This window comes from Bacillus sp. z50, assembly GCF_058313585.1.
This window is the reverse complement of the sequence record NZ_JBZFQL010000003.1, coordinates 303,929-327,988: the sequence shown is the minus strand read 5'-3', so window position 1 is coordinate 327,988 and position 24,060 is coordinate 303,929. Positions and strand designations below refer to the sequence as shown.

Genomic DNA, 24,060 nt, shown 5'->3' with positions numbered 1-24,060 from the left:
TCAGATCGGTCAATGGACTCTTTGCTTCATAAAGCGCTCTAGTGCATGCTTCCAGGTTGGTATGATAAAACCTGTATCCTTCACTTTATCCAAGGACAGGACAGAATGCTTTGGCCTTGCAGCCTTTTGTGGGAATTCAGCTGATGTCCCAGGCAAAACCTCTACCCGTTTACCTTTTAATATTTCTTTAGCAAACTCAAACCATGTTGTCACTCCATCATTCGAAAAATGATAGACACCTGCCTCGACTTCATGATTCACAATATAAACCATGAATGCCGCTAAATCATGCGCATAGGTCGGCCTTCCATATTGGTCATTGACCACCTTAATCGTATCCATTTTCTTAGCTAAATTTAGCATGGTATAAACAAAATTACGGCCATGTTCTCCAAATACCCAAGAAGTACGAATGATGTAGGCAGAAGGACTGTATTTTAAAATTTCCTCTTCACCCGCAAGTTTAGCCGCACCATATTGATTAATAGGATTTGTTTGATCTGACGGTAAATAGGCCGCCTCTTTTGTTCCATCGAATATATAATCTGTACTTATATAAATAACTCGAGCCCCAGTCTCCGCTGCCGCTTTACTAATATAAGCAGATCCATCTCTATTAATTCTCCAATTCGCTTCCCTGCCTTCTTCCTCCGCAGCTTCAACATCCGTATAAGCTGCACAATGCAAAACCCAGTCCGGGTGAATGGAAGATATGGTCTCGGAAACTTCCTGTTCATTAGATATATCCAACTCTTCCTTAATAAAGGGGAATACCGTGTGTATCCCATCCTCCTTTAGCAGGGTAACAACTTCAGTCCCGAGTTGGCCATTCGCTCCCGTTACTAGTATCTTCATCTTATTTACCCAGTTTGGCGCGTTCCTTTAATGGACGCCACCATTCCTCATGATTGACATACCAATCAATTGTTTCCACAATCCCCGTATCAAAGGTATACTTTGGCTTCCAGCCTAGCTCAGTTTCGAGCTTTGTGGGATCAATCGCATAACGGAGATCATGCCCGAGCCGATCCTCTACATAGTGAATCCTATCACTTGAGAGACCGAGATGCTCTACAATTTTTTGAACGATCTCATTGTTGGTCCGCTCATTATGACCGCCAACATTATACACTTCTCCACTTTTCCCCTTATGGAGCACTAAATCTATCGCGGCACAATGATCGGTAACATGCAGCCAATCGCGGATATTCTCTCCATTTCCGTAAATCGGTAACATGTCCCCATCTATTCCATTCGTTATCATCAATGGAATTAATTTTTCAGGAAAATGATAAGGCCCATAATTATTTGAGCAGCGTGTGATAGTAACCGACAAGCCATAAGTCTCATGATAAGCACGGACGAGCATATCTGCTCCTGCTTTACTTGCTGAATATGGGCTGTTCGGTGCTAACGGTGTCTCTTCCGTAAAATACCCTGTTTCCCCCAGCGATCCATAGACCTCATCCGTCGATACCTGTAAAAACCTTTGTACATGACATTCCTTCGCTGCATCCAATAAAGCCAATGTTCCCTGAATATTCGTTTCAATGAATATTCCTGGATCCAAAATACTGCGGTCCACATGTGACTCAGCCGCAAAATTAACAATTGCCTGGATATCATATTGTTCGATTAAGCTTTTGATTAGCTCACGGTCCGTGATATTCCCTTGGACAAAATAGTGATTTTGATTCTCCATCACATCATCCAAGTTATGTATATTACCCGCATAAGTTAGTAAATCCAAATTAATAACTCGATAATCAGGATAGGTAGTTAATAGATGACGGACAAAATTACTTCCAATAAAGCCCGCTCCTCCTGTAACCAAAATGTTCATTAGGCATCCTCCCAAACAAAATTATAATCAGCTCCATGAAGCATCGGATGTTTTTGGTCCTTATCAGATAAAATTGGAACCGAAACTGGCCATTTAATAGCTAGCTCCTCATCATTCCAGGCAATTCCCCGGTCATGTTCAGGTGAATATAATTCATCCACCTTATAAAGTACATTTACATTTTCCGTAATGGTACAAAATCCATGTGCAAACCCATTTGGAACGAATAATTGGCGCTTATTAAATTCACTGAGAATAAATCCTTCCCATTGCCCGAAAGTTGGCGATCCTTTTCGTATGTCTACCACTACATCATAGATTGCTCCTGTTACCACACGTACTAATTTGGTTTGGCCCTTAGGTTCCAATTGGTAATGCATCCCTCTCAATACGCCGGCTTCCTTTGAAAGGGAATGATTATCCTGTATAAACTGATCAAGGATGCCATGTTCATGAAATAGCTTTTCATTATAGCTTTCCGTAAAGAAACCACGATGGTCCCCATAAACGGCAGGTTCGATTAATTTAACACCCTTCAATCCGCTTTCAATAACATTCATAATTCCACCTCTTCTTTAGGCGTCATTTGATCTTGCTCGATCATCCTCATCAAATACTGCCCATACTCATTTTTCGAAAGTGGTTCAGCCAATTGTCTGACCTGCTCAGCATCAATATAGCCCATTCGATAGGCGATTTCTTCTAGGCAGGCAATCTTAAGCCGTTGTCTTTTTTCCACTGTTTCTATGAATGTGGATGCTTCGAGCAGGCTCTCATGCGTACCTGTATCCAACCAAGCAAAACCGCGTCCCATGATTTCTACGGTCAACTCGCCATTTTCGAGATAGATGCTGTTTAAATCTGTAATTTCCAATTCACCTCTGGCAGATGGCTCAATTCTTTTCGCATATTCTACCACTCTATTATCATAAAAGTAGACACCTGTCACAGCATAATTGCTCTTCGGGTTCTTCGGTTTTTCTTCTATGGATATAGCCTTCATCTTATTATCAAACTCTACTACACCAAAGCGTTCTGGGTCATGTACATGATAGCCAAATACAGTAGCTCCATACTCCTTCGATGCCGCTTTTTGTACCATTTTGGATAATCCCTGTCCATAAAATAGATTGTCCCCTAAAATGAGCGCAACAGAATCTTCGCCAATGAAGCTTTCACCGATAATAAAAGCCTGTGCTAGCCCCTCCGGTTTTTCTTGTACAGCATAGGAAAGGCTTATGCCAATATTGGAACCATCTCCTAACAGTTGTGCGTAACGTGATGTATCTTCTGGAGTTGAAATGATTAAGATTTCCTTTATACCTGCCAGCATCAATATGGATAAAGGATAATAAATCATCGGTTTATCGTAAACCGGCAGCATTTGTTTAGAAATAGCACTGGTTAATGGATATAGTCGGGTACCGCTTCCGCCTGCCAATATAATTCCCTTCATTTCCATCCTCCTTAATAGTCAACATCACTCACTTGAACAAATTCTGTATTCATTACTCCGTCCGTATCCACCGGGCGTAGTTCATACCAACCTTTTACACTGGGATAGATTGTTAACTCTACTCCACTTTCTGTATAGTGATGAACGACAATAGAATTCACAGAAGGCCGTGCATATTGTAAACATCGCTTTTATTTGTCCTGGCTTTCATCATCCCAACCCCTCCACCATTCTATTCATAACTGTAGACGGCAGTTTTACACTGAGATATATTGTCAAATTTTTCTGTAAAATAAGAGCGCACGGTATAGCTTAATCGAAACGATCCTGCTTTATTGCTTCGATTAATTCCATTTAAATGCCTGGCCACATTATAAATGGGTATAGCTGCAGTAAGGTATTACCCATTCAGGTACCTTTCCCACCTGCCAGAATCTCTGCATAAATCACTTGTTTACCCCCATTTCAAACTAGAATACTTACTAAATCCATAAGACTAGATTATTAACATTTAATTCCTTAAATAGAAATAATATCATTTAACAAAATCATACAAAAATTAAGAGATTATATCTACCTATTTTTACTGGGGAAGTCTGAACGATCCTAATTTGATAGAGCTTGTGCCTAGTTTAAAGTGATTTGATGGTCAAAAAATGCAAAATCCCCCTGATGTAAACAAAAAAGTTGTCAGAATTCCGACAACTTTTAAAGATATTACTTATTTAATTCCATCGTTAGATAAGCAGAAGAAACCCAGCCTTGTGTTCCATTTGATAATTTAACTTTATACCAAGATCCACTTTTAATTGGGTTTTTACTTGAATCCACCACAAGCTCGACATATTGATGATTTGGCAATGATCCCAATATAGCGCCCACAGTACTCGCTGTTGCCCGTACATTCAGGGTACTCGAACCACTGACACTCACCCGAGCTAAGTTTTTAACAGTCATATACTGATTATATTTGCTTAAGCTGACCGTATTTGTATAATATTTCTTGCCTTTATAATTGACTGTCAACCAGTAATCATTCCATTTTTCCAATAGATTAAAGGTTTCACCCTTTCCAATTGTTGCTGCCACAGTCGCAGAGCTGCTTGTCTCATTTCTTAGACTTATAGAAGAATTGGCAACAGCAATTGTACCTGTCGGAAATACATCCTTGCCAATTGGATAGCTTGGCTTGGCTGGTACTGTCATATTTGCACTTTGGCTGACTGCCCCTTCCTTACTGTAAGCTAAAATCTCGGACATATGGTTGGCAATCTTACTTCCCCAATTGGAATCACTGGCATAGTAAAAGTTCATTCCTTTACTTAAATCTGCACTCCGATTTCCATTGGCATCCTTAATGGTATATCCAAGTGTTGCCCCCTGATACTTCCAGTTAGATGGATTTAAATAAGTCGCCTTCATTTCCTGTGCAATAAAGAGAATATTCTCATCAATGGAGGAAAATTTTACAGAGCCTACAAATGGTGCTAGATCATAGGATCCAAAACCAAATAAATTGTTTTTCCCCAAAGAAATCGTCGATTTTCCAAAATCACTTTCATGAATCGCATGTGCTGCTAAATACAAGGCATTTAGGCCATATTTATTGGCGGCAGTGATAAACACCGAGCCTTTGTTATAGAGGACACTATTACTCGATGTTGCATTCTTCGCAATATAAGTATTAATTTGTGCAGCTGTAACAGAGGACTTCGTACGCAAATCCATATGTATAAAGGAATTCTTATTCGCTTCATAAGAGTTCATTTTATCGTAGTTCGCTTTTGTAATTAAGTAATCTCCTGATACATAGCCTGTTACTCCATCATACGTTACCCGATACCATCCCTCACTGGTTTTATAGGTTGATTTTACTTGTGTGTATTTGGGGATTAAACCGATTTTAGTAGACGATGTCGTATCGGAGGCACGAATATTCAAATCAGCAATCGGCAAATAGGTTGTTTCAGTAATAGTAGAACCGCTCGGAGTGTTGCTTGAGGTACTACTATATGCAACCAAATAAGTGCCGCTAACCCAACCAGTTTGACCATTATAGCTCACTTTATACCAATCTCCTGATTTTGCTGTGGCCGTCACGATTGTATTTACAGGAATAGTGTCCATTTTTTCTCCGGAAGTGGACGCTGTCTTTCGTAAATTCAGATTGGCCGTCGTCTTATACTTTGTAGCTGTAATTGACGTGTCTGTTGATGATACCGTTTTCGAGAATTTAGCTATGTTGATATAACCCGTTTTTCCTCTATACGTTGTTTTATACCAATCCCCAATTCTATAAGTGGTTGTTATTTTGACTCCCTTAGGGATAGCAACCAATGTTCCATGTTTCTCCCCAGCAAAGGAATATAAATACGTCGCTTCTTTTGCCGTATAGGAAGTACTAGTAACCTTAGCTGCAGACACCTTACTTACAGACCCGGATTTAATGAAATAATTCTTTCCTTTATAGGAAACTCGATACCAAGTTTCTCCTATACTATTAACTACCTTTTGAGTAGATGTAAATATATTATTCTTTGGTATAGAATAGACCGCAGCTTTTTTTGTATTGGCAGCGCTATACAAGGAGCTTGTCGCATTCGTCTTATAGTAAGTGGTACTTGTAGTCGTAGTTTGATTGTATTCTTTTATATACGAACTGCTTACCCAGCCTGTTTTACCACTATAAGAGACCTTATACCATGAGCCTGATTTTGCCGTAGCCGTGATAATTTTATTCTTTGGTATAGTAAGGAGTCGAGTGCCACTTGTTGATGCTTTTGACCTCATGTTTAAATTTGCTGTCGTTTTAAATTTAGTCGACTTAATCGAAACAGAAGCAGAGGAGCTCGTTTTTTTAGTGACCTTGATATATTTTGAGCTTACATATCCTGTTTTCGTTCCATATTTTACTTTATACCAGCTGCCGCTCTTTGATAGATACGAGACCGTTTTCCCTTTTGGGATGGTCGTTAAGATAGCTGCACTGGTTGAAGCTGTTTTTCGTAAATTCAAATTAGCTTTCGTTGTGTATACTGATGTACTTGTTTGAGAAACGGCTTTTAAATAACTAGAACTGACATATCCTGTTTTTGTTCCATATTTAACTTTATACCAGCTGCCACTTTTCGATATGTATGTAACTTGTTTCCCTTTTGGAATCGTTGTAAGTATTGATGCAGTTTTACTTGCGGACTTTCGCAAGTTTAAATTAGCTGTTGTCTTATAATATGTCTCCGCAGCTGCTTCTACTTTTACCTCCCAAAAACGATCCTTCAATCCAATTTCAGGTCCAAAAATCAGACCAGTAGATAGAAGAACGGATGTTGCCATAACTCTAATTGGTTGCCTATAGCTTTTATTCATTGAACTCTCCCTTTTTAGTAAATAAGACGCACCGTACTAAACTATTATTTAGATATATATTTTATTCTCTTATAAACATATAATCCCCCCATTAATAGAATTACGAATAATGGTGCGTTTTTCTAAGGGTAAGCACTGAATTAATTCATTCATTCATCAATTTCCTTATAATAATGCTTACTTTCTTCATTAGCATTTCATTCTCTTCCCATAATAGTTTCAATCTTATTCGTGCCCACTTTCTTAATGATGACCAACAAAAAGAGGCTGTTGACATGATCAACAGCCTCTCTTTCTTAAACTTATTTATTTAACTCCCTTACTAAATAACTACCCGATACCCAGCCAACTTTTCCATTTAATAGCTTAACCTTATACCAACCGCCATTAGTGATTGGACTTTTACTTGAATCCACCACAAGCTCGACATATTGATGGTTCGATAAAGATCCCACCTTAGCCGCTGCCGTACTAGCGGATGCACGTACATTCAAGGTACTCGTACCACCAACACTTACACGGGCTAAATTTTTTACAGTCATATACTTATTATATGTGCTTAAGCTAACCGTATTTGTATAATATGTTTTGCCCTTATAACTAACTTTCAACCAGTAATCATTCCATTTTTCGAGTAGATTAAAGGTCTCACCCTTCTTAATCGTTGCGGCCACAGTCGCTGAGCTGCTTTTTGAGTTTCTTAGACTAAGAGATGAATTGGCAACAGCCATCGTACCTGTTGGGAATACATCCTTTCCGCTTGGATAGCTTGGTTTAGTTGGTACCGTCGTATTTGGACGTTGACTGACAGCCCCTTCCTTGCTATAAGCCAATATATTCGACATATGGGTAGAAACCCTTTTTCCCCAATCGGAATCACTCGCATAGTAAAAGTTCATTCCTTTACTTAAATCAGTGATTCGATTTCCATTCGCATCCTTAATTGTATAACCTAGCGTTGCACCCTTGTACTTCCAGTTAGATGGATTTAAATAGGTTGCTTTCATTTCCTGTGCAATAAAGGCAATATTCTCTTCAATAGAAGCAAATTTGACGGAGCCCACAAATGGCGTACTATCGTAGGATCCAAAGCCAAACAAATTATTTTTCGCTAATGCGATTGTAGATTTCCCATAGTTACTTTCATGAATGGCATGTGCTGCTAAATACAGGGCATTCACACCATATTTATTGGCTGCTGTAATAAATGCAGATCCTTTATTATAGAGAACACTATTAGTCGATGTTGCATGATTTGCAATATAGGCATTAATCTGCGCAGCCGTTACAGATGATTTTGTACGTAAATCCATATGTATATAGGAATTCTTATTATTTTCATAAGAGTTCATTTTATCGTAATTCGCTTTTGTAATTAGGTAATCTCCTGAAACATAGCCTGTTACTCCACCATATGTAACCCGATACCAGCCTTTGCTAGTTTTATAGGTAGATTTCACTTGAGTATATTTAGGGATTGAACCAACTTTAGCCGATGTTGTCGAATCGGAGGCACGAATATTCAACTTAGCAATCGGCAAGTATATGTTTTCCGTAACACCAGAACCACTCGGGTTGCTGCTGCTAGTATTGTTGCTGGAACTACTATACGCTGCCAAATACGTACCGCTTACCCAGCCGGTTTTACCATTGTAACTCACTTTATACCAAATGCCAGATTTTGCAGTAGCTGTGACAATCGTATTTTTAGGTATTGTGTCTAATTTCTCTCCGGAAGTAGATGCTGTCTTTCTTAAATTCAGATTGGCGGTAGTCTTAAACATTGTAGCCGTAATAGACGTGCTTGATGAAGTTACCGTTTTCGAGAATTTAGCCATATTGATATACCCCGTATTTCCACCATACGTTGTTTTATACCAATCTCCAATGCGATAACTGGTTATTATTTTGGCTCCCTTTGGAATAGAAACCAAAGTCCCGTGTTTTTCCCCAGCAAATGAATATAAGTAAGTATTTTGGTTTGCCGTATAGGAGGTACTTGTAACATTTGCTGCAGATACCTTACTTACTGATCCAGCTTTAATATAATAATTTTTCCCTTTAAAAGAAACTCGATACCAGGTTTCTCCTATACTATTGACTACTTTTTGGGTAGAAGAAAATATATTATTCTTAGGAATCGAATAAACAGCTGCTTTATTTGTATTGGCAGCACTATACAGGGAGCTTGTCGCATTCGTCTTATAGTAAGCAATACTTGTCGTTGTAGTTTGATTGTACTCCTTTATATACGAGCCGCTGACCCAACCGGTCTGACCACTATAAGAGACCTTATACCACGAGCCCGATTTTGCTGTGGCTGTAATAACTTTATTCTTTGGTATCGTTAAGAGCCGACTGCTGCTCGTTGTGGCTTTAGACCTCATATTTAAATAGGATGTAGTTTTATATTTAGTCGACTTAATCGTTGTTGACGCAGACGTAGGTGCACTTGTTTTGTTCGTAACCTTTATATATTTGGAACTGACATAACCGGTTTTTGTTCCGTATTTCACCTTATACCAACTGCCGTTCTTCGATAGATACGAGACTGTTTTCCCCTTTGGGATGGTCGTTAAGATTACCGAACGGGTTGAAGCTGTTTTGCGTAAATTCAAATTGGCTGTCGTTGTATATACGGATGTACTTGTTGACTGAGCGGTCGAACTCGATACAATCTTCAGATAGTTGGAGTTGACATAACCTGTCTTCGATCCATATTTCACCTTATACCAACTTCCATTTTTAGATATATAGGTGACTTGCTTTCCTTTGGGAATGGTTATGATAATTTGGCCCTTAATACTGGCTGTTTTTCTCATATTTAGATTGGCTGTTGTTTTATAATATGATTCAGCAGCTTGAGCCACTTGCATTCCCAGAAAACTTTCTGTCGGTTCAAGACTGCTCCCCAAAACTAGACCCGTAGATAGAAGAACGGATGTTGCCATAACCTTAAGTGGTTGATTATACCTGTTATTCATTGCAATAAAATCTCCCTCTTTAGTAAATAAGACACCAAACTAAATTACTATTTTTATATATCTTTATTTTTATATAAAGTTTTAAAATTATCAAATATTTTGTAAATATCCAGATTTAATCAACTTTAAAACATATATTAATTTCTGATTAACCAATCAAATATTATGTCTAAATAGTTAATCTCCATCGTATTCGCTATAACTAATGGCTTACTTAATGAAAAAAGAGGTTGTTGACATGGTCAACAACCTCTTTTCTAAATCCTATTTATTTAATTCTCTTGCTAAATAAGAACCTGATGCCCAGCCAACTGTTCCATTAGCTAACTTAACCTTATACCATCCGCTACTAGTAACTGGATTATTGCTTGAGTCTACCACAAGCTCGACATATTGATGGTTTTTTAAAGTTCCTACTGTAGCGGCTGTTGTACTAGCTGATGCACGGACATTCAGCGTGCTGGTACCATTTACACGGGCTAAATTTTTCACAGTCATATATTTATTATAAGTACTTAGGTTAACCGTATTTGTATAATACGTTTTGCCTTTATAACTGATTGTTAGCCAATAATCATTCCATTTTTCCAGTAGATTAAAGGTCTCACCCTTCTTAATCGTTGCGGCCACAGTCGCTGAACTGCTTTTTGAGTTTCTTAGACTAATAGATGAATTGGCAACAGCGATTGTACCTGTCGGGAACACATCCTTGCCGCTTGGATAGCTAGGTTTGGCTGGAACCATTGTATTTGGACTTTGGCTGACTGCCCCCTCATTCCCATAAGCCAGGATGTTAGACATATGTTTGGCAATCTTATTTCCCCAATCGGAATCACTGGCATAGTAAAAGTTCATTCCCTTACTTAAATCAGTGATACGATTTCCATTAGCGTCCTTAATCGTATATCCAAGTGTCGCCCCCTTGTACTTCCAGTTAGATGGATTTAAATAGGTGGCTTTCATTTCCTGTGCAATAAAGGCAATATTCTCTTCAATAGAAGAAAATTTAACTGAACCTACAAATGGCGTAATGTCATAGGATCCAAAACCAAACAAATTATTCTTTGCTAACGCAATCGTAGATTTCCCATAATTACTTTCATGAATGGCATGGGCCGCTAAGTACAAGGCATTCACCCCATATTTATTAGCCACTGTAATAAATGCAGAGCCTTTACCATATAGAACGCTATTAGCAGAAGTTGCATTCTTTGCAATATAAGCATTTATTTGTTCAGCTGTCACAGAGGATTTTTTACGTAGATCCAAATGCATATAGGAATTCTTATTTGCCTCATAAGAATTCATTTTATCGTAATTCGCTTTTGTAATTAAATACTCTCCCGATACAAAACCCGTTACTCCACCATATGTCACTCGGTACCAACCCTTACTTGTTTTATAGGTAGATTTCACCTGTGTATATTTAGGGATTGAACCAACTTTAGCTGATGAAGTTGAATCGGAAGCACGGATATTCAATTCACTGATTGGCACATACATTGTTTCAGTTATAGCAGAACCGCTCGGTAAATTTGTTTGATCACCGGCGTTATTACCGGGGTTAATCGTATACTTTGTCAAATAAGCACCGCTTACCCAGCCCTCATGGCCATTGTAGGTAACTTGATACCAATCGCCTGATTGTGCTGTAGCGGTGACAACCGTATTAACGGGTACTGTATCCAGTATTCCACCGGTTGTAGAAGGTGTCTCACGTAAATTCACATTAGCCGTTGTTTTAAACTCCGTAGCCGTAAAAGACGGTGTCGTTGAAGTGACTGTTTTTGTGAATTTAGTCAAATCTATGTAACCTGTTTTTCCGCCATAGGATGTTTTATACCAATCACCAATTCGATAATCAGTGGTTATTTTAGCTCCCTCTGGAATAGTAACCAAAGTTCCGTGCGTTGCTCCTGCAAAGGAATACAAGTAAGTATTTTCTTTTGCCGTATAAGATGTACTCGTAACGTTCGCCGCTGTCACCTTACTTACTGAACCGGATTGAATATAATAGTTATTTCCTTTATAGGAAACTCGATACCAGGTTTCTCCTATACTATTCACGACCTGTTGGGTAGAAGTGAACACATTATTCTTTGGTATAGAATAAACAGCTGCCTTATTTGTATTAGGAGCACTATACAAGGAGCTTGCTGCCTTTGTATTATAGTAAGTTGTGCTTGTCGTCGTTGTTTGATTATATTCTTGCAAATACGAACCACTTACCCAACCGGTCTGACCACTGTAAGAAACCTTGTACCAGGAGCCAGATTTTGCAGTAGCTGTGACAACAGTATTCGCAGGGATTGTATTTAATTTCGCACCGGAATCGGAAGCTGTCTTACGTAAAATTAAATTAGCCGTAACCTTATATTTTGTAGCCTTAATCGATGTTTCCGAAGTAGCAACTATTTTTGTAAATTTAGTCAAATCAATGTAACCTGTTTTTCCGCCATAGGATGTTTTATACCAATCACCAATTCGATAATTAGTGGTTATTTTAGCTCCCTTAGGAATGGTAACTAGTGTTCCGTGTGTTGCTCCTGCAAAGGAATATAAATAAGTAGCTTCCTTTGCCGTATAGGAGGTGCTCGTAACCTGGGCTGCAGTCACCTTACTTACTGAACTGGATTGAATATAATAGTTTTTTCCTTTATAGGAAACTCGATACCAGGTTTCTCCAATACTATTAACGACCTGTTGCGTAGAAGTAAATACATTATTCTTTGGAATGGAATAAACAGCTGCTTTATTTGTATTAGCAGCACTATATAAGGAACTTGCAGCCTTTGTATTATAGTAATTCGTGCTTGTCGTCGTAGTTTGATTATATTCTTGTAAATACGAGCCGCTTACCCAACCGGTCTTACCACCGTAAGATACCTTATACCAGGAGCCAGATTTCGCCGTGGCTATGACGACTTTATCCTTTGGTATAGTAAGGATCCGTGTACCACTCGTTGATGCGTTGGATCTCATGTTTAATTTTTCTGTCGTTTTGTATTTAGTGGCCTTCATCGTTGTAGATGTAGACGTAGACGCAGAAGCTGAGGAACTTGTTTTTTTAGAAACTTTTATATATTTGGAGCTAACATATCCTGTTTTTGATGAGTATTTCACCTTATACCAGCTGCCGCTTTTAGATACATACGTCACTGTTTTCCCTTTTGGGATGCTCAATAACGTAGCTGAACTGGTTGATGCCTGTTTACGCAAACGTAAATTGTCTGTTGTTGTGTATACAGAAGTACTTGTTGTGGAGGCAGAAGATGAAACTGTTGAACTCGCCGTCACTTTTGTTAAATATTGCGAACTGACAAATCCAGTTTTAGTTCCGTATTTCACCTTATACCAGCTGCCACTTTTAGATATGTAAGTAACCTGTTTTCCTTTTGGAATTGTTGTGATTTTTTGCGCCTTTGTACTTGCAGACTTTCTCATATTCAAATGATCGGTTGTTTTATAATATGTATCAGCCGCTTCAGCTACTTGTATACCCGTTAAACTACCTGTTGGCCCAACACCACCACCCAAAACCAGTCCGGTAGATAAAAGAACGGATGTTGCCATGACCTTGAATGGCAGCTTATTTCTTTTATTCATTAAGATCCTCCTTTGTAACAAAATATCAGACATAAATATTATTTTAATAAAATTATAATTCCTTATAACTCTTGATATATAAATAAACCACATTTCAAATTATATAATTTATTATTTTAAAATAATATCACTATATTTCAAAATATGTTTTATTGGTAATTATTAAATCAATCTCTTAAAATTCATTACCTACCGTTTCTATCTTTTAAAGCAGCAAACGCAAAAAAGATGACATCTGAACAGTTCAGTTGTCATCTTTTGAACTTGCTTATTTACTTTTATTTAAATCAATTGAAATATAAGATTTGGAAACCCAGCCTGACTTAATCTTATCTTTTGAGTATTTGACCTTATACATATTGTTTTTTAATTCTGGTTTATATTCCTTATCCAAAACTAATTCAATATATTGATAGTTTTTAAATGTACCAAGTTTATCAGAGTCAGTACTAGCTGCTTTCCTAACATTCAATGTGGTTGTCGTAATATGAGCTAGGTTTAAAACTGTCATATACTCATTATATTTGCTTAAACTGACCGCATTTGTATGGTAGGTTTTACCGCCATATGTAACCTCCAGCCAGTAGTCATTCCATTTTTTCACTAGGTTAAAGCTAGCTCCTTTTTTAATGGTTGCTGCTACTTTTTTGGTATCTCCCTTTTTGCTATAAAGCTTGATATTGTCATTTGCTACTGCTTTTGTACCCGCAGGAAAACTGTCATACGTGTTTGGCCTAGCTGGCTTCGTTGGAACAGATGTATTAGCCTTTTCGTTCCTCGCCCCTTCCTTGCTATAGGCAAGAATTCCGGACATATGTCTGCCAATCCCCTCTCCCCACTTGGAGTCACTCGCATAGTAAAAGTTCATACCTTTACTCATACTGTCTACTCTGGCACCATTGATATTTTTCACGGTATATCCCAGATAGGCCCCGTTATATCTCCATTCTTTTGGATTTAAATAGGTAGCCTTTAATTCTTTGGCGATATAGTCGATGTTAGCTTCAATCGATGAAAACTTAACAGCTCCTACATAAGGGGCTAGATCATAAGCGCCAAAACCAAATAAATTCTTTTTACCCATTGAAATAACGGAAGTTCCATAGCCGCTTTCATGAATAGCGTGGGCTGCAAGATATAGGGCATTCACTCCATTGGCTTTAGCTGCATCAATAATGACTTGCCCTTGACCAGCTAAGGCACTACTCTTACCATTAGCTCCCTTGGTAATATAATCATTTATTTGTTTAGCGTTTACCGAGGACTTAGTACGTAAATCCATAAACAGATAGCTATTTTTATTTCCCTCTAGCTTTTTAACCCGGTCCATCTCTGCTTGCGTGAGTAAATACGTCCCCGGCACATAACCTTTTTCGCCCCCATAATTCACTTCATACCAACCGTTATTTGTTCGATACGCACTGGAAATAGCTTCCCCTCCAGGTATCGTTCCAAGTTTTTTAGAACTCGTGTCATTTGACGCATAGTAGTCAGCACCTGTTGTAATCAATACATAAGTACTCTTATTAATCACTTTTCCAGCTAGCCGATCAGGGACAGGCACGGGCACGGGCTTGGGTACCGGTTTTGGAGTTGGCTTTGGCAGCGGATTCGGAACTGGCTTGGGTGCAAGAGCTGGAGTTACTGCCGGTGCCGTATATTTAGAAAATTTACTGATATCAATATAGCCTGTCTTCCCTTTATAGGTGACCTTATACCAGTTGCCCACGCGATAATTTGTTTTCACGACTGTACTTTTAGGTACAGTCAGCAGACTGCCATGCGTAGCTCCTGCTGATTTATATAAGAAAGTGTTCGACTTTGCCTGATAGCTTGTTTCAGTCAGATTAGCAGGAGTTATCTTACTAACCAAGCTGGAAATGACATAATAATTCTTGCCTTTGTAAGATACTCGATACCAAGTTTCTCCTTTGCTATTTACGATTCTTTGGGTAGATGTAAATACATTATTAGTAGGAATCGAGTATACCTTTGCTTTTTTGTATCTGGTGTGGAATGTAACGAACTTGTTTTTTTATTAGATAAATAGGCTGTCTTCGTTGTTATATATTGATAGTATTCTTTCATATAGGAGCCGCTGACCCAGCCGGTCTTTGATCCATACTTCACCTTATACCAGCTGCCATACTTTTCGGCTGAGGACAAAATTTTGTTCTTCGGAATGGTAACCAGGACTTTTCCCTTTGTTGAATATGTGGAGCGCATATTCAATTTGGCGGTTGTTTTAAATTTGGTTGCTGCTATTTTTGTGATTTTGACCGTTTTTGTGGTTTTTGTAGTTGTCTTTTTGATATATTTAGAACTTACATAACCGGTCTTGGATTTGTAGCTCACTTTATACCAGCTGCCTGACTTCGATTTATAGGCAACCATTTTGCCTTTCGGTATAGTCAGCAGGACCTTGCCTTTAGTGGATGCACTCTTCCTCAAATTCACATTGGCAGTTGTTTGATAAGTTGCTTTTGATGTAGAAGTTGAAGAGGATTTGGCTACTGATGAAGATGAATTTGTTACCTTACTCAAATATTTTTTGCTGACATAACCGGTTTTAGAACCATATTTAACCTTGTACCAGTCCCCAGTTTTAGAAATGTACGCAACTTGCTTTCCTTTAGGAATGGTAGTTATAACAGATTTCTTTATACTCGCGCCGCTTCTCAAATTCAACTTGTCTGTTGTTTTATAATAAGTTGTTGCAGCTGCCTCCACGTGAGTGCTGCCAAAACCTGCAGTTTCTATAACCGATTCCCCCGTTGTAAATGCTGCAAATAAAAGAAGCATAGTACTAACAACAATAGCCGAGATTCTATTTCGCTTATCCAATAGGACATCCCCCTTTATTTTGCATAATATATAAAACAGTTCATATGACATCTTGTTATTCCATTTTCTATTAGCAAAATTACTAACAATCTATGTATCGGTCATTGTTATTCCTTTTTTAGTAATTCACCTAAATATAACCACTAAAAATAAGCCCATCATATCAAACTATAACGAACTTAAATTATGTTATTTTAGAAATTATGGAGAGTTGGTGGGCTGGAGGAGGTTCGTCTTGGCGAAGGCTTGCCCATCTATCCGAAGGAAACAAGGGTATCAATCATGGCTATCTATAAAAATGTAATTTCAACATCCTAAATTTGCGTAACAAAGTTGTTAGGATGCTGAAATTACATTTATGTTGAATAGTAGTATTATTTCTTTATGAGGAATAAAGTCTTCTTTTTATTTTTGGTGTGTTTTATGTGATCAGTAATCGATTTCTCCATTTTATTAAGGGGTAGATTTACTCTTAAGGGGTTCTATTTTCAAGATATATATTAGAAATTTTGCTTCTTTCTCTTTTTGTCTAGAAAAGCTAATCTCATCTTGATTTTACTTTTCCTTCCTTTGTTAACTAATTGTATAATGGCCACTTGTCTATTCCTTTACATTTATTACGAAAGACATATCCGGTCTTCTCACCTTCTTCCAAACTTATACATTACTTGTTACTTTCTCTAATCTGACAATACCCGTTCCTTGGTCGCTTTTAGTGTCCATCTTCAGATTTAGTTTAAAAAACGCAAGCAAGCTATCATCCTGAGATGATAGCTTGTTGATGAAAATAATTTTCAGGTATTTTATTTAGATGTAATCGTCAAGCTGCTTTGTTTTTGGATAGCAGCTTCTCTAAATGCTTTTTGTTGAGCTGGAGTCATAGTTCTATATTCTTTTAAGAATTTCTCATATTTTGGTACAACATCTTCAACTGTACCAAAGTCTTTTATTTCTCCATACTCAAGCCATAAAGCTTTATTACAGAAATCCTTAATTTGTCCAATTGCATGACTAACAAAGAAAATCGTTTTTCCTTGATCCCTAAAGCTGTACATTTTCTTTTTGGATTTCTCAGCAAAAGCTTGGTCACCTACTGATAAAGCTTCGTCGATAATCAGAATATCAGGATCAACTGTTACGGAAATTGCAAAACCAAGTCTTGATTTCATCCCGCTGGAATATTTCTTAACAGGTTGGTCAACGAACTTGCCAATATCAGCAAATTCAATGATTTCCGGCTCCAATTCCTTAATCTGCTTCTTATTGAACCCAAGCATTAGGCATTTCAACTCAATATTCTCCCGGCCTGTCAGCTGATTATTCAAACCGGAAGCAATCGCAATCAAGGAGGTTTGTCCAACTGTTTTAACTGAACCCATCGTAGGAGGAACAACCCCCGCTATTATATTGGATAATGTTGATTTTCCTGATCCATTAACGCCAATCAGTCCAATAACATCGCCTTTACTGGCTGTAAAACTTATATCTTGAAGCGCATAGAAATCATCTCCATATCCTCCCGGCAGAAGGATATCAAGTAATTTTTCCGAGGTTTTGCTATGCATTCTATATCTTTTATAAACATTTTCTACAATAACTGTTTTCATAGTAGACCTCACTCCATTTTACAAATAATCTACAAAATGATTTCTAAATTTCAAATGAAGCGCTGATCCAATCATGAGTAACACAATCGTTACTCCCCAAAAATATAAGGTATAGTGTGAATGCTCGATGAAATACCAGGATTGGCCTAACATCGCTGCACGATACCCTTCCACTAAATAGGTAAGTGGATTAAATTTTATAATCATTTGCAAAAATCCTGGCAAACTATCTGATACCCATAATATAGGCGTTAAATAAATCAGCATCCTCATAATAGCTTGTACAATCATCGTTACATCTCGAACAATGGTAGCCAGTGTGGATGTGACAAGCGCAACGGCAAAGAGCAAAATAACCGCTGCAGCCATAAAGTAAGGCAACTGTATATAATAAATGGATATTGGGAATCCACCAAATTGCAAAATGATGGATACAATAATCACGATGACAATATGCTGATAAAATTTCGACATAATGACATATGAGGGAATAGCACTCATAGGGAAACTCATCTTAGAGATAAAATTGATCCTCGTATAAATCGATTTCGTCCCATCCATAATGGCAGGATTAGCAAAGAACCACAGAGAAATCCCGGATAACATCCAGAAGATAAACGGTACGTCACCAATTTCTCTGCCTCCCCGGATTCCCATCCCGAACACTACCCAATATACTCCTATTTGTATCAAGGGATTCAAGAACTCCCATAATATACCTAAATAATTGTTGTTATTAGCACTTTTTAATTCAAATACAGACAATCGTCGAATTAAATAAAATGAACGTATTTGTTCTTGTATGACCGTAAACATAGACTTCATAAATTTTGAATATCCTTCCCCACTATTTTACAACAGATACATGTATAGCAAAGAGTCTATTATAACGCTCTCTGTCTGGATAGTATTGTTTTTTCATCAAACAAATATGAAATTAAGTTTTCGCTGGAATGTCCTTTTGAATACTTATTCCATTTATTTGCATACTCTTCAATCGTGTCCATATCAAAACTGTTCTCTTTAATGAGGTCTATAATAGCCTCTGAATTGTTTACTACTGGTCCTGGGACCATTTTTTCATATTGATCCCATAATCCTCTGTCTTTTGTGTATTCACCTAAATCATAGGCGAAGAAAATCATCGGTTTCTTTAATAAAGAGAACTCGAATGATATAGAGGAGTAGTCTGTTATTAAAATGTCCGCAACCACCAGTAATTCGTTAATATCGTACTCTGGTTTAGAGTAATTCAGGACAAAATCGGGATAGATTTTAGTATAGTCCGGAATATTCTTAATCGCTGGATGTAAACGTAACATAACAACATATTCATCATGCAATTCATCATATAATTTTTTTAAATCTAATTCTAACTGAAATTCATTCAGTTCGTTATCACGATAAGTTGGTGCATATAATATTACTTTTTTATCCCAAAGCAATCTGTTTTCCTTAGTTAATTGATTGAATACATTTTCTTTTTCAGCCTGATTATAAAAAAAGTCAGTTCGGGGGATACCAGTTCTAAGGATATTTTCTCCCTTTAAATCAAATGCATTCATGAAATAAGTGCCCATGATGTCAGAACCAACAACCACTTTATTAAAGCGTTTATACACATCCATGAATCGTTTTACTGCTTGATCAGATCTGTTTTGAACAGATGCATCTTCCAGACCAAATTTCTTAATGGCTCCTGAGGCATGCCAAAGCTGAACACATTCCACTTCAGGTCTGAAGTCAGTAGCTGCCAAGAAACCATAATAATTATCAACCATTACATAGCGAGATGTGGCTAAATGATATATAGATTGAATGAAATCAACCGGATTTTTATTTTCAATCAAAGCTATAGTGGCATCCTCATATTGCTGAAATCTTTTATAGCTTGCACCCTTACATAAAAAAACCACGTCAAAAGAAATATGTTTCCGACGCATTTCTTCATACACATACTGAGTGTTATCACCAAAAGATACAACAAATACCACCTTGTTTTTGAGGGGAAATAGATTAAAAATATTAAATATTATTTTAAAGATCAACAAATACAACTGAATAACTAGTTCTTTAGCCATTTTTCACCTTAAATAAATCTTTTTTGATTTGAGATGTTGAAATACCGATCGTTCTTGGTAAATAAACGACCTGGCAGTGCTCTTTCAGAAAGTCGAAATGGCCTTCCCAATCATCTCCCATGACAAAAACATCTATATCATGTTCCTTAATATCTTTAATCTTTTGTTCCCAGTTTTCCTCTGGAATCACTTCATCAACAAATTCGATTGATTCCAAAATCAGTTTTCTATTTTCATAGCTATGATAAGCTTTTTTATTTTTCGCCTTATTAAACTCATCAGTGGACAAGCCCACTACTAAATAATCGCCCATTTCTTTGGCTCTTCGTAAAATATTGATATGACCGACATGTAATAAGTCAAAGGTGCCATACGTAATAATCTTTTTCATTTCTACATCTCCTTACCTAGTTCATTAACAAACTGGTAACTGACCAAAAAACGAGCAACGTACAGTAACATCAAAAAACATATTCTTAATTATATAACTCATACATAAAACTTTCAAACCTGTGTCGAATACAATCTAAATTATAACGTAATCATGTATTATTTGTAACATAAAGTTTTTTTGCAGTGCATGATGGTATATATGTTTATAACATGCCAGAAGAGTGAATTCACCTCACAAAAAAAGGAAATCATGATCGAATTGATCATGATTTTTTAATTGGTTTTATTAATGTTTCAACAAAACGTTTGGACGCTTGTCCATCAAAGTCTTCAAAGAATCGTTCTTTAAAAGCTTTAACCTTTTGAATATCAAAGGAATTTTGTTGAACCAGAGATATAACTTGTTCGGTATATTCTGCAAGAGGACCAGGAATAAAATCCCTATACTCATAATAGAACCCTCTATCCTGCAAATATTCCTCTAAATCATACGCATAGAAGATCATCGGTCTTTCAAGCAGTGCATATTCAAAAATAACGGATGAATAATCACTGATTAGTATATCTGTAATGGAAAGAACATTATTGATATCATTCTTACTTAAATTTAGTACGAAATCCTTTACTTCTTTCGGAATGTCAACACCTTTTGTAACAGATGGATGAAGTTTCAAGATCAATACATATTCATCAGAAAGCTCTTTAGCCATTTTCTTCAAATCAAGCTGGATATTGAAGCTGGAGCGCTTTCCCGGACCTCCTCTGAAGGTTGGGGCATACGTAATAATTTTTTTATTACGCATAGCTGGGTAAACCGCCGCATATTTTTGCCTTAAATATTCAATTCCTTCTTGATCAAAAAAGACATCTGTTCTCGGAAGGCCAACCGGATATACATTTTCATGAGATATTTTAAAGGCTTCCGCATAGTGAGGGATAATTTCCTTACTCGTAACAGCCACTTTCGTATAAGAACCATGAGCTTGATTTTCAAACTCTTCCGTGTTGCTTTCGCGGTAACCTACTGCACTATGGCCAAATTTCTTAAAGGCACCGGCAGCATGCCAGGTTTGGATCACTTCTGTTCTTTTTCTGGCCCTCAATTTATATAATGGTGGGTAATAATCATCAAGAATGACATATTTTGATGTAGCAATGTCATAATATAATTTGGCGAAATCTCTAAAAGACCTTTTCTTTTTAAAATGCCCTACTACCTTATATTCAGGCCTTATTTTAATCAGTTGATTATAAATATATTCAAAGGAATCCTGCAGTTCTTGTGTTTTATTAGTAACAAAAGTAATTTTATTTTGTTGAGGCATATATCCGCTTACCGGAAATATTATATGTCTTAAGATTGCCGTTTTGATTTTTGAAGTGGCTCTTTGATATTTTCTTTTATAAATATACTGAAGTATTGGAATCATACTATTTTTTCTTCCTGCCTTTAATACTGCGTTGAATGATTCTTGATAAATCTTGATGTTCACTTCATTCTTTAATGAAATTTTTGAATGAGCCATTCTTACTAATTTTAAATACAGTCTTTTAACTGGACTGGTAAGTAAATCATAACGATTTACGATATTCTTATAAATAACCGTATGCAATGCAGGAATATCATTAAATAAAGTCATATCAAGATTTTTTACCCATGAATAAAAAATCTCCATAGTATCTAGTTGGGCTTTAATATTCCGACTGTCTATAGCATTCCGTAAAGCCGGCCAAATATCTGCAGATACTAATCGATTATAATAATATTTCTTTAAATGATAACGGGAAACTTTATTTTCGATATAGTTTTCCCAAAGCTGGTTCGAAACAAGGATGCTCTTCATGATATCCTGCATAACATGAACCGAATTAACCAATACAGTTTGTGATAATGACAAGTTATCTGCTGCTTCACGTGTACGATAGCGATAAATGACCTTATCAATCGTATATATATTAAACCCCGCTCGTAAATAGGCCTCAATTACAAACGGTTGATCTTCAGTGACCTTAATTACAGTAGGGAATCTCAGATCCCGGATTAAAGATTTACTATAGAGCTTATTACAGGGACCTAAAGAATATAGTAATTCCTGATTGGAAATAAGGTTCTTATACCCTTCAGTATATACACCATTATTATAATGGCTTGCAATAAACCAGGTTTCATGTTTATTAAAACTTTGAGAAGCTCCAATCACTAATTCAACCTTTTTTTCAATAGCCGCCTTATATAGATTCTCCAGGGCGTCAGTGGGCAAGATATCATCCGAGTCTACAAAGCTGATATATTCACCTTTAGCTATATCTAACCCAGTATTTCTTGCTGTTCCCGGTCCTGCATTATTCTGCTTTAAGTATATTATATTCGCATACTTTTTCTGATAACATTTAATTATCTCAGCACTCTTATCACTTGATCCATCATCAATCATAATTATTTCTATAGGTGATAATGTTTGTTTTACTAATGACTCCAAAGTTTCTTCAATATATTCTTCTACATTATAGACTGGGGTGATAACACTTACCTTAACCTGGTTCATATTGTTGTACCTTTCCTGAGTTGGGATTATTTTTCTAAAATTACAGTTATTAAATCAACTATTCTTTCACTAGCCTTACCATCTAATTCATCAAAGAAATATTGTTTAAAGGATTGAATTTTTTCCTTTTGAAAATCTCCTTCAGAAATAATCTTTATCATTTCACCTTGTGATGTAGCTAATCTACCTGGAATAAATTCTTTATAATCATAGTAGAAGTCTCTATCAGACGTATAATCTTCTAAATCTGGAGCGTAAAATAGCATCGGTTTGTTTAACAATGCATATTCAAAACAAACCGATGAATAATCCGTAATGAGCAAATCCGAGATAAATAATAAATCATTAATCTCACTATACTCGGTAAGGTCATAAAAAAAGGAACTATATTCCGTTGGTATTTCCCACTTATCTTTGACAAATGGATGCTGCTTAAAAATAAAAATATAATCGTCTTTTAAATTTTGATAAATGTTCTCAAGATGAAGAAAATCTAATGGATAGTAAGCTGATTGTTGCCCATTCCCCCGAAAAGTTGGAGCAAACAAAATTACTTTTTTATCTTTAAAAGCGGGAAACTGTTTATATAATTTATCTTTAATTTCCGATCCTTTTTTCTCGTCAAAAAAAAGATCCGTCCTTGGAATACCAGTAGCAATCACTTTACTCTCATCTATTCGAAAACCATCTGCATAATGCTTTATGACATTTTTCGAACTTACAATAACCTTAGTATAGTTTCTATGGTTCTGCGAATCAGGTTCAGGCCCTCCTGGCATACCTAAACGACTAAACCCAAACCTTTTAAAAGCCCCTACTGCATGCCATACTTGAATTAATTCTGCTCCTTTTCTTATTTTCAAAGGGTAGATCATAGGATAGAAATCATCCAAAAATATCACCTTAGATGTTGCAAGATTATAAGCAAGTAATAGCATTTCTTTATAAGTTTTTTTTGCAGCTGTACTTTCCTTAAACAACATATGACAGCGAAACTCTTTATCGCTTGCCATTAGCTTTTCATATATATAACCTAGGTTCCCCCCCATTTCGGTACGACTATCAGAAATAAACAATATTTTCTTTTTTAATGGTAGTAAACAGAAATAATAATAAAGTAACTTAAATATATAGGTTCGAAAAAACCTATAAAATAAATTCCCTCTATTCCTTTCTATTTTTTGTACTACATTTTTGGAAACAGCTATGAACTTTAACATAGTTGTCTTCACTTCTTCCAATTTTATTAGTAATAAAATTACATCTTTTAATAAATACAACACACCTAGGGAAAAACCCTTTGTTTGTGTGGAAAATTTTTATAAAAAAAATAA

15 protein-coding genes and 1 pseudogene are annotated in these 24,060 nt (G+C 36.6%); all 16 read right to left on the bottom strand.

Annotated elements, in window-relative coordinates; genetic code table 11:
• Positions 1 to 9 precede the first annotated feature (9 nt).
• The 16 genes and pseudogenes from rfbD to AC4G3N_RS10855 all read right to left on the bottom strand — a co-directional run bounded on the left by rfbD (position 10) and on the right by AC4G3N_RS10855 (position 24,006).
• Positions 10 to 855, bottom strand: a complete 846-nt coding sequence (gene rfbD, locus AC4G3N_RS10930) for a dTDP-4-dehydrorhamnose reductase (protein ID WP_491090213.1) — start codon at positions 853 to 855, stop codon at positions 10 to 12.
• A 1-nt stretch (position 856) separates the two neighbouring features.
• Positions 857 to 1,843, bottom strand: a complete 987-nt coding sequence (gene rfbB / locus AC4G3N_RS10925; protein ID WP_490552653.1) for a dTDP-glucose 4,6-dehydratase — start codon at positions 1,841 to 1,843, stop codon at positions 857 to 859.
• A complete protein-coding gene (gene rfbC / locus AC4G3N_RS10920; RefSeq protein ID WP_148630594.1) occupies positions 1,843 to 2,403 on the bottom strand; it encodes a dTDP-4-dehydrorhamnose 3,5-epimerase in 561 nt (186 codons plus the stop codon). The genes rfbB and rfbC overlap by 1 nt, the downstream gene beginning before the upstream one ends.
• On the bottom strand, positions 2,400 to 3,299 hold the full coding sequence (gene rfbA / locus AC4G3N_RS10915) for a glucose-1-phosphate thymidylyltransferase RfbA (RefSeq protein ID WP_148630592.1): 900 nt from the start codon (positions 3,297 to 3,299) through the stop codon (positions 2,400 to 2,402). Before rfbA ends, rfbC begins: the two co-directional genes overlap by 4 nt.
• Before the next feature lie 11 nt (positions 3,300 to 3,310).
• Positions 3,311 to 3,460 (bottom strand): hypothetical protein, encoded by a 150-nt coding sequence (locus AC4G3N_RS10910; protein WP_491090212.1) that lies wholly within the window; start codon positions 3,458 to 3,460, stop codon positions 3,311 to 3,313.
• Between the two features lie 556 nt (positions 3,461 to 4,016).
• Positions 4,017 to 6,665: an SH3 domain-containing protein gene (locus AC4G3N_RS10905; protein ID WP_491090211.1), complete on the bottom strand. Its 2,649-nt coding sequence runs from the start codon at positions 6,663 to 6,665 to the stop codon at positions 4,017 to 4,019.
• 302 nt (positions 6,666 to 6,967) lie between these two features.
• Positions 6,968 to 9,649: an SH3 domain-containing protein gene (locus AC4G3N_RS10900; RefSeq protein ID WP_491090210.1), complete on the bottom strand. Its 2,682-nt coding sequence runs from the start codon at positions 9,647 to 9,649 to the stop codon at positions 6,968 to 6,970.
• 264 nt (positions 9,650 to 9,913) lie between these two features.
• Positions 9,914 to 13,255, bottom strand: a complete 3,342-nt coding sequence (locus tag AC4G3N_RS10895; RefSeq protein WP_491090209.1) for an SH3 domain-containing protein — start codon at positions 13,253 to 13,255, stop codon at positions 9,914 to 9,916.
• 268 nt (positions 13,256 to 13,523) lie between these two features.
• Positions 13,524 to 15,128 carry an SH3 domain-containing protein gene (locus AC4G3N_RS10890; protein WP_491090208.1) on the bottom strand — a complete coding sequence of 535 codons (1,605 nt, stop codon included), beginning with the start codon at positions 15,126 to 15,128 and terminating at the stop codon, positions 13,524 to 13,526.
• A gap of 65 nt (positions 15,129 to 15,193) precedes the next feature.
• Positions 15,194 to 16,099 (bottom strand): SH3 domain-containing protein, encoded by a 906-nt coding sequence (locus tag AC4G3N_RS10885; protein WP_491090207.1) that lies wholly within the window; start codon positions 16,097 to 16,099, stop codon positions 15,194 to 15,196.
• Positions 16,100 to 16,926: 827 nt separating this feature from the next.
• A pseudogene (tagH, locus tag AC4G3N_RS10880) lies at positions 16,927 to 17,706 on the bottom strand (teichoic acids export ABC transporter ATP-binding subunit TagH); the annotation flags it as partial.
• Positions 17,707 to 17,724: 18 nt separating this feature from the next.
• Positions 17,725 to 18,531 (bottom strand): ABC transporter permease, encoded by an 807-nt coding sequence (locus AC4G3N_RS10875; protein ID WP_139892154.1) that lies wholly within the window; start codon positions 18,529 to 18,531, stop codon positions 17,725 to 17,727.
• Between the two features lie 59 nt (positions 18,532 to 18,590).
• Positions 18,591 to 19,787 (bottom strand): CDP-glycerol glycerophosphotransferase family protein, encoded by a 1,197-nt coding sequence (locus AC4G3N_RS10870; protein ID WP_491090206.1) that lies wholly within the window; start codon positions 19,785 to 19,787, stop codon positions 18,591 to 18,593.
• Complete coding sequence (gene tagD, locus AC4G3N_RS10865) at positions 19,780 to 20,178, bottom strand: glycerol-3-phosphate cytidylyltransferase (RefSeq protein WP_066105967.1); 399 nt, start codon at positions 20,176 to 20,178, stop codon at positions 19,780 to 19,782. The genes AC4G3N_RS10870 and tagD overlap by 8 nt, the downstream gene beginning before the upstream one ends.
• 265 nt (positions 20,179 to 20,443) lie before the next feature.
• Positions 20,444 to 22,726: a bifunctional glycosyltransferase/CDP-glycerol:glycerophosphate glycerophosphotransferase gene (locus tag AC4G3N_RS10860; RefSeq protein ID WP_491090205.1), complete on the bottom strand. Its 2,283-nt coding sequence runs from the start codon at positions 22,724 to 22,726 to the stop codon at positions 20,444 to 20,446.
• Positions 22,727 to 22,752: 26 nt separating this feature from the next.
• Complete coding sequence (locus AC4G3N_RS10855) at positions 22,753 to 24,006, bottom strand: CDP-glycerol glycerophosphotransferase family protein (RefSeq protein WP_139892151.1); 1,254 nt, start codon at positions 24,004 to 24,006, stop codon at positions 22,753 to 22,755.
• Positions 24,007 to 24,060: the final 54 nt, after the last annotated feature.